At 66.2% G+C, this 11,420-nt stretch carries 11 protein-coding genes and 1 tRNA gene; 8 read left to right on the top strand and 4 right to left on the bottom strand.

Going from position 1 to position 11,420, the window contains the following annotated elements; all coding sequences use genetic code 11:
- Positions 1-19 precede the first annotated feature (19 nt).
- The 3 genes from NS2_RS33475 (at position 20) to lysA (ending at position 2,948) form a co-directional block, all read left to right on the top strand.
- Positions 20-451 carry a DUF4189 domain-containing protein gene (locus NS2_RS33475; RefSeq protein WP_082062780.1) on the top strand — a complete coding sequence of 144 codons (432 nt, stop codon included), beginning with the start codon at positions 20-22 and terminating at the stop codon, positions 449-451.
- 213 nt (positions 452-664) lie between these two features.
- A complete protein-coding gene (cmrA, locus tag NS2_RS33470; RefSeq protein WP_033091302.1) occupies positions 665-1,459 on the top strand; it encodes a mycolate reductase in 795 nt (264 codons plus the stop codon).
- 142 nt (positions 1,460-1,601) lie between these two features.
- Positions 1,602-2,948, top strand: a complete 1,347-nt coding sequence (gene lysA / locus NS2_RS33465) for a diaminopimelate decarboxylase (protein ID WP_033091301.1) — start codon at positions 1,602-1,604, stop codon at positions 2,946-2,948.
- Between the two features lie 3 nt (positions 2,949-2,951).
- On the opposite strand, the gene NS2_RS33460 is transcribed toward lysA, so the two are convergent.
- The gene (locus NS2_RS33460) at positions 2,952-4,706 is read right to left on the bottom strand and encodes a helicase HerA-like domain-containing protein (RefSeq protein ID WP_033091300.1); all 1,755 of its coding nucleotides are present in this window, start codon (positions 4,704-4,706) and stop codon (positions 2,952-2,954) included.
- A 192-nt stretch (positions 4,707-4,898) separates the two neighbouring features.
- Here NS2_RS33460 and orn point away from each other — a divergent pair, with 192 nt between their 5' ends.
- Positions 4,899-5,525, top strand: coding sequence for an oligoribonuclease (gene orn / locus NS2_RS33455; RefSeq protein ID WP_033091299.1), 627 nt, complete (start codon positions 4,899-4,901; stop codon positions 5,523-5,525).
- Positions 5,526-5,602: 77 nt separating this feature from the next.
- Positions 5,603-5,675, top strand: a tRNA-His gene (locus NS2_RS33450).
- 102 nt (positions 5,676-5,777) lie between these two features.
- Here the strand turns inward: NS2_RS33450 and NS2_RS33445 are convergent.
- From NS2_RS33445 to NS2_RS33435, 3 genes are all read right to left on the bottom strand, one after another.
- Complete coding sequence (locus NS2_RS33445; RefSeq protein ID WP_147207413.1) at positions 5,778-7,076, bottom strand: hypothetical protein; 1,299 nt, start codon at positions 7,074-7,076, stop codon at positions 5,778-5,780.
- Between the two features lie 268 nt (positions 7,077-7,344).
- Positions 7,345-7,530, bottom strand: a complete 186-nt coding sequence (locus NS2_RS33440) for a helix-turn-helix transcriptional regulator (RefSeq protein ID WP_033091297.1) — start codon at positions 7,528-7,530, stop codon at positions 7,345-7,347.
- A 348-nt stretch (positions 7,531-7,878) separates the two neighbouring features.
- Positions 7,879-8,151 carry a hypothetical protein gene (locus NS2_RS33435; protein WP_033091296.1) on the bottom strand — a complete coding sequence of 91 codons (273 nt, stop codon included), beginning with the start codon at positions 8,149-8,151 and terminating at the stop codon, positions 7,879-7,881.
- A 111-nt stretch (positions 8,152-8,262) separates the two neighbouring features.
- Here NS2_RS33435 and NS2_RS36500 point away from each other — a divergent pair, with 111 nt between their 5' ends.
- The 3 genes from NS2_RS36500 to NS2_RS37000 all read left to right on the top strand — a co-directional run.
- The gene (locus NS2_RS36500; RefSeq protein ID WP_155239916.1) at positions 8,263-8,514 is read left to right on the top strand and encodes a hypothetical protein; all 252 of its coding nucleotides are present in this window, start codon (positions 8,263-8,265) and stop codon (positions 8,512-8,514) included.
- A gap of 277 nt (positions 8,515-8,791) precedes the next feature.
- On the top strand, positions 8,792-10,906 hold the full coding sequence (locus NS2_RS33425) for a helix-turn-helix domain-containing protein (RefSeq protein WP_145961849.1): 2,115 nt from the start codon (positions 8,792-8,794) through the stop codon (positions 10,904-10,906).
- Between the two features lie 325 nt (positions 10,907-11,231).
- Positions 11,232-11,420 (top strand): hypothetical protein (locus tag NS2_RS37000; protein WP_222594900.1); only part of this gene is annotated, 189 nt, incomplete at its 3' end.

Here is an 11,420-nt window from a genome sequence, read left to right as displayed (position 1 = left end):
TTGACAGGAGAAATTCTCTATGTCTCTGACTCGTAAGGCCGCCTTCGGCATGGTGGCCTCCACCACCGCCGCCCTGTCCATCGGCGGCATGGGCACCGCGCACGCCGCCGGTGACCTCTACGGCGCCATGGCCGTCGGCGATGACGGCCGGTCCTACAGCATCGGCACCACCTGGAACTACCCCGATCAGGGTGCCGCCGATGTCGCCGCTCTGGACCAGTGCGGGCTGTCCAACTGCTACGTGAAGGTGCGCTGGGTCAACGGCTGCGCCGCCCTGGCCAATCGCGACGGCAACCTGTTCGCCGGTTACGGCCGGACCCTGGCCCAGGCCGAGGCCGCCGCCATCGCCGCCAGTGGCCCGAACCCGAACCCGATCATGGTGAGTCTGGGCAGCGCCGAGCCGAGCAGCGTCCACATCAGCGACTCGCAGTGCACCGGCAACGCCGGCTGATCTGACTGCCAACGCCGGCTGATCTGACTGCCAACGCCGGCTGATCTGACTGCCAACGCCGGCTGATCTGACGGCCAACGTCGGCTGATACGAGCTGCCGACGCGGGCCGATCCGTCCGCATCGAGCCGGATCGGTGGGTATCCGCCCCGCGCGGATACCCACCCTCGCACCGGGCTCCCTGCCACCCGCCGCCATGGGTAGGCTGCGATGTCGTGAGCCTGCCTGCACCCACCGCCGACAATCGTGGCGTCGTCACCGGAGCTTCTTCCGGGATCGGCGTCGCCCTCGCCGAAGAGCTTGCCTCGCGGGGCTACTCGCTGATCCTCGTCGCCCGCCGCGGCGATCTGCTGGCCGACCTGGCGCAGCGGCTGACCGAGCGCTACGGCATCACCGCCGAGGTGCGCGCGGTGGACCTGTCCGACCGCGATCAGCGCGCCCCGCTGGCCAAGGAACTGGCCGCCCGCGATATCGCGATTCTCTGCAACAACGCCGGTGTCGCCACCTTCGGTCCGCTCGCCAAGCTGGATCTGGACTACGAGCGCGACATCATGGAACTGAATGCCGTTGCCGTGCACGACCTCACGCTGGCCGTGCTGCCGGGCATGCTGGAGCGCCGCGCGGGCGGCATCATGATCACCGGGTCCGCGGCGGGCAATATGCCGATTCCGCACAACACCACCTATTCGGCGAGCAAGGCGTTCGTGAACACCTTCTCCGAGTCGCTGCGCGGGGAGCTCAAAGGCACCGGCGTGCACGTCACGCTGCTGGCCCCCGGGCCGGTGCGCACCGACAATCCGGACCAGGAGGAAATGGGCAGCAAGATCCCGGAGTTCATCTGGGTCACCGCCGCTCACACCGCCAAGATCACCATCGACGCGCTCGCCCGCAACAAGATGCGCGTGGTTCCGGGCCTGATCAGCAAGGGTATGAGCCTGGCCGGGCAGTTCGGGCCGCGCTCGATCACCTCGGTGGTGGCGGGTGCCGCGTACAAGAAACTGGGCGAGTGACCGCCTTCAAGGTCAACATCGCGTACGGATCGGCCCGACCCTCGTCAAGGCCGCGTAGCCGGACCTGCACCGGCTACCGGCAGCGGCGTAGTCCTGAGTTGGCCCCGCATAAGAGAAAGCGGGGACGCCCACAGGAGACGCCTTGACGCTGCGCGAGATCTTTCCGTCGCTGCGCGACGGGGGCATGGTGCCCCGGCTCGACCCCGCGATCTGGCCGCGGGAGACCCACTACGACGGCGAGGGACGCATTACCGTCGGCGGGGTCGCACTCGCCGAAATAGCCGATCAATACGGCACCCCGACCTACATCATGGACGAGGGCGAGGTGCGCGGGCGCTGCCAGGCCTACCGCAAGCGCTTCCCCGACGCCGAGATCATCTACGCCGGCAAGGCGCTACTGACCCGGGCGGTGGCCGAATGGGTCACCGAGGAGGGCCTGTCGCTGGACGTGTGCTCGGCCGGGGAACTGGCGGTGGCGCTGTCCTCCTGGGCCGATCCGGCGCGAATCGTGCTGCACGGCAACGGGAAACCGTTCGCCGAACTGGAGACGGCGATCAACTGCGGGGTCGGGCGCATCGTCGTGGATTCCCAGACCGAGATCACGTGCCTGTCGGCGCTCGCGAACCGGCCGCAGCGGGTGCTGGTGCGGGTCACCCCCGATATCGACGTGCACGGGCATCCGGCCGTCCGCACCGGGGTCACCGATCAGAAGTTCGGCTTCCCGATCGGCGGGCAGGCGGTCCTGGAGGTGGTGGATCGCATTGTGCGGCAGCCGAATCTGGAGCTCGTCGGCCTGCACTGCCATATCGGCTCGCAGATCTACGACACCTTCCCCTACGGCGAGGCCGTGCGCCGGATGATCGCCGAAATGGACCGCATCCGTGACGAATTCGGTGTCACCCTGACCGATCTCGATCTGGGCGGCGGCCACGCGGTCGCCTACCGCAGCGGGGACGCGGAAATGAACCTGGCCGAGCTGGCCGACATCATCGAGGACTCCCTGGACGCCGCCTGCGCCCGGCACGGATTCCCGCGGCCCCGCATCGCCCTGGAGCCCGGCCGCGCCATCGTCGCCCGGGCGGGCGTCACCCTGTACCGGGTGCTGTCGGTCAAGCACGTCGAGGACGGCCACACCTACGTGACCGTGGACGGCGGCATGAGCGACAACCCGCGCGTGGCCCTCTACGGCGCGCGCTACGAGGCCGTCGTGGTCAACCGGCACCCCACCGGCCCGCAGATGACCGCGAACATCGCCGGTCGCTACTGCGAGGCCGGTGACATCCTCGCCCACGATGTGCGGCTCCCAGCGGATCTGCGCCCCGGTGAGGTCATCGCCATGCCCTGCACCGGGGCGTATCACCACAGCCTGGCCTCGTCCTACAACGGCGTCGGCCGCCCGCCCATCGTCGCGGTCCGCGACGGCCGGACCCGGGAACTGGTCCGCCGCGAAACCATCGAGGATCTGCTGGTCCGGGATATCGGGGTGTGAGTCCTACCGTCGCCGGGTGCCGAAGATGCTGCGGCTGATCTCGCGCCCGGCGACGGTGGCCGCCGAGCGGAGCAGGTTCTTGAAGGCCGGGTTGTTGACGATCTTCTCGGCCATGGACTCCGGCTCGGGTGCGGGCTTGGACGAGCGCGAGGACTTGGCCGGGGCCTCCTCCGCCGCCTGCTGCTGTGCGGTCGCCAGCTTCTCGGCCAGGATCTCGTAGGCCGAATCCGCGTCGATCGTGGTGCCGTACTTCGCGTAGAGCGTGGATTGCTTTGCGCGAGCGGTGATCTGGTCGTCACCGATGGTGTCCATGAGCGAGCGCGGCGGCTGCATACGGGCCCAGGCGACCGGGGTGGGCGCGCCCTTCTCCGACAGCACCGTCACGATGGCCTCGCCGATGCCCAGTGAGGTGAGCGCCTTTTCCAGGTCGTAGGTCGCCGTCTTGGGATAGGTGCGGACCGTCTTCGACAGTGCCGCTTGATCTTCCGGCGTGAACGCGCGCAGGGCGTGCTGCACGCGCGCGCCCAGCTGCGACAGCACCGAGTTGGGGATGTCGGTGGGCAGCTGCGTGCAGAAGAAGACGCCGACGCCCTTGGAGCGGATCAGCTTGACGGTCTGCTCGACCTGGTTCAGGAACGCCTTTGACGCGCCGTTGAACAGCAGGTGCGCCTCGTCGAAGATGAACACCAGCTTGGGTTTGTCCATGTCGCCGACCTCGGGCAGGGTCTGGAACAGATCGGCCAGCACCCACATCAGGAAGGTAGAGAACATCTGCGGGCGCGCGGCCTGCGCACCCAGCTCGAACAGGGTGATGACGCCCAGCCCGCCCGCGGTGCGCATGAGATCGGCCGGATCCAGTTCGGGCTCACCGAAGAACGTGTCGCCGCCGTCGGCCTCCAAGTTCACCAGTGCCCGCAGGATCACGCCCGCGGTCTGGGCCGAGACGCCACCGATGCCCTTGAGGTCCTCCTTGCCCTCGGGGCTGGTGAGGAACTGGATGACCGCGCGCAGGTCCTTCAGGTCCAGCAGCGGGAAGCCGTTCTGATCCGACCAGGGGAAGATCAGACCCAGGGTGGATTCCTGGGTTTCGTTGAGCCCCAACGCCTTACTGAGCAGGATCGGGCCGAACGAGGTGATGGTGGCGCGAATCGGGATGCCGATGCCCTCGGTGCCGAGCGACACGAACTCACACGGGAACCCCTGCGGCTTCCAATCCGGATCGCCGGTCTCCTGGGCACGCGCGAGCAGCTTCTCATTGGACTGCCCCTGCTGCGCGAGCCCCGACAGGTCCCCCTTGATATCGGCCAGCACCACCGGCACCCCCGCCGCCGACAGCTGCTCGGCGATCCCCTGCACGGTCTTGGTCTTACCGGTACCGGTCGCTCCCGCGACCAGGCCGTGCCGGTTCATGGTCTTCATCGGAATCCGCACTCGCGCATCGGGATGCACGGTGCCGCCCGTGATCACGGCGCCGAGTTCGAGAGCCAGCCCCTCCATGGCGTACCCCGCCGCGATCTCCTGCGCGGCCGCCGCGTCCTTGTCGGACGAATCAGCCGGTGCAGCAGTGCCTTTCGTCTTCGCCGCGACCTTGGCTCCCGAATCTGCGGCGGCGGCTTGCGCGGCCGCTTTCTGCGCCGCGTCCTGATCGGCCGCCTCTTTCTCCGCGGCCTCGGCGGCGGCCGCCGCTTCGGCCGCGATCCGCGCCGCCTCCTCCGCCGCCTTCCGTGCCGCCGCTGCCTTCTCCTGCGGGGTGGTCATCGCGCTTTCCTCCGTCTGCTCTGCCAACTGCGACTGCCCTGCGAACCGATTGCTCTGCGAACTGCCCAACCAACATGCCGACCGCTCGTTATGCGCGGATGCCATGACGATACTGCCCGCCCAGCCGGGTGCCCGGCCCCGACGCGGCCGGGTACCCGGGTCGGAACCCGCGGAAGGGCTAGTGTTTGGCGCGTGTCCGATAAATACGTGGTGTGGATGGATTGTGAGATGACGGGCCTACGGCTCGACAGCGACAAGCTGATCGAGGTGGCCGCGCTCGTGACCGACAGTGACCTCAATATCCTCGGTGAGGGCGTGGACATCGTGATCCACGCCGACGACGCCGCGCTGGCCGCCATGCCGCCGGTCGTGACCGAGATGCACGCCCGCTCCGGGCTCACCGAAGAGGTCCGCCGCTCCACCGTGTCGCTCGCCGAGGCCGAGCAGCAGATCCTCGACTACATCAAGCAGTACGTCCCCACCCCGCGCACGGTCCCCCTCGCAGGAAACTCCATCGCCACCGACCGCGGCTTCATCGCCCGCGACATGCCCACCCTGGACGCCCACCTGCACTACCGCATGATCGACGTCAGCTCCATCAAGGAACTGGCCCGCCGCTGGTACCCCCGCATCTACTTCGGCCAGCCCGAAAAGGGCCTCGCCCACCGCGCCCTCGCCGACATCCAGGAATCCATCCGCGAACTCCAGTACTACCGCCGCACCGCCTTCGTCGCGCCCCCCGGCCCCTCCACCGCCGAAATCGCCGCCGTCGCCGCCGAACTCTCCACCCCGGCCGCAACCACCCCCGACCCCGCCTAAACCCCACCTGAACAGCCGATTAGGAACTCACGGCGCGGACACGGTAATCTCTACCGCGCCGGAAGTTACCGGCAATGGTGGCTGTAGTTCAGCTGGTAGAGCACCAGGTTGTGATCCTGGGTGTCGCGGGTTCGAGTCCCGTCAGCCACCCCTAAAGGCCCAGGCCGGAGAGATTTCTCCCGCCTGGGCCTACTGCTTATTTGACGTCTTACCAACTTCTCACCAACTTCTGAGCGCATTTCTTCCAACTCCTCAGGCGATGTAGGCGTTGCGCACGTCACGGTTGTCCGGGACATCTCTGGGCTTCTCCACGTAGTGCTCGGCGGTCACTCGCGAGCCCAGAACGTGGTTGAGCTGGAGCCCCGCGGCGTCGATGCCCTTCTCCTCGGCCGTCGCGGTCGCTACCCGCTTTCGGTAGGAGCGCAGGTTGATGTGCGCGTACTCGGTTCCACGAGCCGCCCGAAACGTCCGGTTGAAGTTGTTCGGGTTCTTGACCTTTCCGTTCCGGTTCACGAAGACCAGGCCCTCGCTCGGTCGCGCGGCCTCCTCCCAGCGACGGCGCAGGATCTGCACCATGTACCAAGGCACCCGCACCCGGTAGGGCTTCTTGCCCACCTTCAGCCACTCCTGCCGGAAGCAGCCCTGCCCCTTCACCGTAACGACCGTCCCTGAGATCGTGAGCCACACCTCCGGGCAGCTGTCCGGTCCGATGGTCGGCCACTCCTGCTCATCGAAGTCGATGCCTTCGACCTCGTCCCACAGGAACGCGAACACCTCGTGCGGGCGGACACCACCGGCACCGGCCGTGCAGTCGCACACGTCCAGGATCTCCTGGGAGTCTCGACGCGGGCCGTGCTTGTAGGCGGGAGTACCCGGGATCTCCTCGCCGCGGCCCCACTTGTCGACCGTCTCGCGCATGGCCTGCAAGGTGGTCCACGCCTCGGCTTTGACGGACTTCTTCCTACTGCGCATCGTGCGCTTGGAGACTCCGCTCATGGGATTGGTACCCGTGAGCGCGCCGTGGCGGATGCACAGGTCCAGCGTCTCGCGCAGGATCGTGGCCTGCCACCGCGCCTTCCGCTTGTGCCCCAGCTTGCTGATCGACTTCAGGTAGTTGTCCACGACGGCAGTGTCGATCTCGCGAATCCGGTAGTTCCCCAGTGAAGGACGGATCTTGATCGCATCGGGATCGGCCCGCTTGTCATCGGACTTGTCGATCTGCCGCTCGTACCCGTCGAGGGTCTGCTGCGCCATGGTCTCATCGAGCTTCAGCTCATCCAGCCACATATCCAGTGCAGTGCTGAAGCGCGTGTTCGGTGTCAGCAGACCCTCTTTCGCGGCCTTCGCAGGCGCCTGCCGGGCTTCCAGGATGTCCTTGAGCTTCGCCCGCGCCTTAGGTTCGGTTGTGTCCCAGCAGTCCACAGGACGACTGACCCCATCGGTATCCCGGTACTTGGTCCAGGCCCGACACTTCTTCGGCCCGGCCCTGTCCGAGTACTTCTTACTGCTGATCGTGCCCCACTGGCCGATCTTGAGCTCAACACTCGGCACGGCTATCTCCTTCACTGCTGAAGTAGCGCCCGCTCCCACTCGTCGTAATCGGCAACCGGGTAGCGCGTACATCCACCGATATGAATGCACCGCGGGCCTCTCGGCGGCTTTTCCGCCGCCCAATTTCGAAGAGTCTTCTCCGACAACTGAAGTCGGGTTGCGACTTGCAGCCGGGTCAGGTACGCGATTTCGGTGGACATGATGAATCTCCTGGTGAGGGCGGATTGAGGCAAGGGACTGAAGGTTCGCCAAGCGATAACTGACTGTGTCAGGGATCGGTTTGCGTCCGCTCCCACGCGAAGTAGTCCTCACTCGGATACCGGACTCGCCCGCCCACGATCCGAATACACTTCGGCCCCTTGCCAATCGACGCCCAGTTGGCGAGCGTCTTCGGGGCCAGCTTCAACCGGTGCGCCACCTGCGCCCGCGTCAGGTAGGTCTCTGTGGTGGACATGGCCGAACCTCCTTGTCGACGACCTCAAGTTCAAGAGCACCAGCGTTGCCCAGCGAGAGCCGAGTTGAGCTGGGATCAGAGTCGTCTCGCCTGCTCGCGGAGGCACAGATCTTCTGGAATACGCGAAGTCCGCGTCATCAGGGCTGCCATCACAGACCCCGGCTATCAGTTCGACGACATCCGACCAAGCGGATCACATCGAGTAGAGCCCAGAGTATTCCGCCGTCCGAATTCGGGCAATACACCATGCTGATCTTCGACGAATGTTGTACTCGCCCGTAATTCGCGACCGGAGAATCGCCATCCGGTCGGCATTCAAGGCCCCCGGCTCAGACCGAGGGCCTCGAATCAGGACAGACCGCAGCCGCGCACGGGCTGCGCGGTCCGTCCGTCCTGCTGCGTGCCGTACTCGACGTCAACGACCGACAGCGGCTCGACGTCGATGATCTCGGTGACGAATCCGGCAGCCTCCAGCGCATCGAGATCCTGCCGAGCCACCGCGAGGAGATCCTCGACGGTGATCGACGGCCCGACCCACCCGTCCTCGGCGACCGGCGCCCACGAGCCATCCTCGTATTGCAGCCAGGCAACCGGCCGCTCGCCGTTCAGGATCGCCAGCACCCCTTGAATGGACATCGCCCGCCCTCAGCTCGGCTGCCGAGTCCGAGCCGTCGTGCTACCGGGCGACACCGTGATCACGGTCGCAACCGCAAGTAGATCGGCTGGTATGTCGTGACCGTCGAAATGCGCAGTGCTGGGCACGATTACCGCATCGACGCCCAGCCGGTCGATCGCAACACGCAAACGGTGCGCCCGGTCTTCGGTGCGGTCGCTGAATACGAGCGTCTTGCGCAAGTCGTAGCCGGTCCGTTTGGCAGCTCGCATGATCTGCAGTTCGTCGCGGGGCTGGTTCAAGCCGGAGACATCACTGCGCAGGAACCCGACAGCGGAAGGGAGCAGGCCCATCGTCACCACCCCGGCTGATCGGAACGTAGTTGTGGGCTGGCTCGGCGGCAAGCCGTTGCTGTATGTCGTGAACCGTCGGCCGTCGGTGTTCGTCGTGACGTTCCGAGCCGGGCAACGCGATTCGCGCGGTGCACAGGAGTACTAGCGCGGCGAGGGTGAGAGCAACGATGATTTCCATGTCGGGTGTTCTCCATGTCCGTGCAAGGTGTTGGAGGGCACCCGACGCCGAGACCTCGGCGAGCGTCCCGACGTCGTGTGCAACTTCAACGTTCCTGCTCAGGAGCCCTCGAAAGAAGTGACCGACTGGGTACTGCGCGGGTACTCTCGGTGCACTTACCGGCACAAGGGAACCGATGTGAGCATTTGCCCGCGGTGGACAGGCGCCGAAACGAAGGCTTTCCGTGACGCGCTGCGCATGACTAAAGAGGAGTTCGCGGCCTATCTCGGCGTCTCGTATGACGCCGTGAAGAAGTGGGAACGCAGGCTCGAGGACATCACGCTCAGGCCCAACTACGCCGAGCGCCTGGACCAGAAGCTCGGCGCTGCGGATGTTGCTGCAGTCCAGCGGTTCTGGGCGATTCTAAATACGCCTGCCCCTGTCGAATCCGAAGTGCCGCAGACTCCCAGCGAGGGGGCAGGATCCGGTGTCGACGACGATTGCGTGATCGTGTCGGCCCGTACGCTCACGGGGGAGGTGGCACTGGTGGCCGTGTCACGCCGCAGTCTCGTCCTCGGAATCGGTGCCGGGGTGATCGGATCCGCAGCGACCTCAACACTCGCCATCGGCCGAAACGCCTCCGGCAGCAGGGCCTTGGCCTCGATGTTCGCAAACACCTCGATCGATCATCTCGCGCATTTCGACACGATGCGGATGTCGCTGATCGAATCGGACAACCTCTACGGCGCGGCCCGGACCTTGCCGCATGTCCTCGACAGTCTGGCCCTGCTCGGTGAGCTGAGACGAGGCAAGGTCGGCGACGCTCGCGGTCTCCTACGGATGCAGGCCATGTTCGCCGAAACCGCTGCGTGGCAATACCAAGACCAGCGCGACTTTCCGAACGCGCAGCATTGGGCCGCGAAGGCTCTGCAGTGGTCCCACCAGCTCGCGGACGACTACTACATCGGATTGTCGCTGGTTCGCATGAGCCAGCTCGCCTGCGACCAGGGCGATGCTAGCGAGGCAGAGGAGCTGGCCGACGCCGCACACCGCAGCGCGCCCCACGACTCGCTGTTTTCCGCCGCTGCACTGACATTCCGGGCTCATGCTCTGGCATTGGCCGGAGATTCACCGGAAAGTGCTCGCACGTATGACACCGCGCGGACGGGGCTGCACCGCCGCGTCGAAGACGGACCCGACTACGAGCATCTGCTCGACGTGGTCGCCGCCTCCCACACCGCGGACCTCGACAGCCGCACGTTCATCACCGAGATCAACCAAGCCAGTCACCCGCCCCTGACCCGCGCCACCGCAGCGTCCAGCGTGCTCGCCGCCCGCGGGCAAGCCATCCTCGACCAGCATCAGCACGCCCGCACCGAAATCCTGCACACCGAGCCAATCCCGCTGCCGCCCAACCACCCCGGCAGCGACCACGATCTCGCCGCCCACGCCATCCAACTCCGCGAACAGCTCCACGCCCTCGAAGACCTGCAACTCGACACCGAACACCAAGCCGACCCACTGCGCGCCCTCGACAACCGCGACCTCAACGCCCGCATCCGCGCCCTGCGCGCCACCCTCAACCGGCCCAACCCCGCACCGGTCACTGCGCCCGGCGAGGCGCTGGCAGCGGTCGAAGCCGAGCACGTCCTACTGCACACGCAAGCCGATCTCGTGCGTGCTGCCCTGATCGCTCGAAGTGCAGCCGACACCGCCGACACGAAACTCGCCACCGCGACAACAGCTCTCAGCGACGCTCAGCGCAGGCTCTATGCGCTGCCCGCCTACCGGATCGGTGCCCGCCGCGCGACCGAAGCAGAACGCGACAACGCCCAGCACGCGCAGGTCACCGTGCAGATGGCCGCCCAGCAGGCCCACCGACACGCCGAAGCCGCCCGCGCTGACGCCGTTGCTGCCGGCGCAGCCCCCGATCGTTGGCAGGCCATCCTCGATCGCGATGCCGACTCCACCGGCAAACACGGCGAACTCGCCGCTGCCCGCCGCACTGACACCCGCGCCGCCGACCTGCACGCACGGCAAGCCAAAGCGCGCGCCACGACCACCGCGCGACTGGAAAAGGCGCTGGCCGAACGTGACCGCCGCCGTAGCCTCTCCCCCGTCCGCGCCGCCGCCGAACAACGCCTGCGCGACCAACGCGCCGCGGTCCAGGCCGCCGAGTACGAAGCCGGACGTCGCCCGTACGGATCCGAAGCAGACATCGCCGCCGAACATGATCTCGGGGCCGAGGCGTGAATCAGTGTGCAACTACCGATCTGCCATACACCGCACGCGCCTCGCAGCCGCACTACTATCCCCCGAATTCAGCCCATTCGGGTTGTTTGCCTTTCAGTAGGCCAAGATTCGAGGTTGCACCTCTGGGTATTGAGCCAACAGGACACCGTCCAGGACATGCCGTCATATTCCGACACGTCCTGTCTGTACAGGTCAGAAGGGTTTCAACAATCCAGGATGTCTGCGTGATCCCATACCATCTACCAGGTCCCGCCCCGTTGTGAAGCCACTTTTGATGCGAAATCGGCTAATCTGACCTGCGACTTCGGTACTGCCGACTCGATCGGTGAACCACGACGTTGATTGGGGCACCGACGTTCGCTGGGCGTGGCCGTGGCTCGGAAACACTTTCGGCACCCAGATCTGCGACAAACGGCCCTTTAGTACTCCAGCATCACTTCGTGATGTAGTGCCTGTCTTCGCTGGTAGTGGGCTTGTTTTGCCTGGTGTTGATGTCTTCGTCGCCATTTCGACC

Source organism: Nocardia seriolae NBRC 15557, from assembly GCF_007990715.1.
Lineage (GTDB): Bacteria > Actinomycetota > Actinomycetes > Mycobacteriales > Mycobacteriaceae > Nocardia > Nocardia seriolae.
Note: the sequence above shows the minus strand (reverse complement) of the source record. Positions and strands in the feature narration are given on the sequence as shown.

Coding starts and splice junctions, on each gene's coding strand:
- NS2_RS33475 (WP_082062780.1), top strand. CDS start 20: ATGTCTCTGACTCGTAAGGCCGCCTTCGGCATGGTGGCCTCCACCACC.
- NS2_RS33460 (WP_033091300.1), bottom strand. CDS start 4,706: ATGACCACCCCGCAGGAGAAGGCAGCGGCGGCACGGAAGGCGGCGGAG.
- NS2_RS33440 (WP_033091297.1), bottom strand. CDS start 7,530: ATGTCCACCACAGAGACCTACCTGACGCGGGCGCAGGTGGCGCACCGG.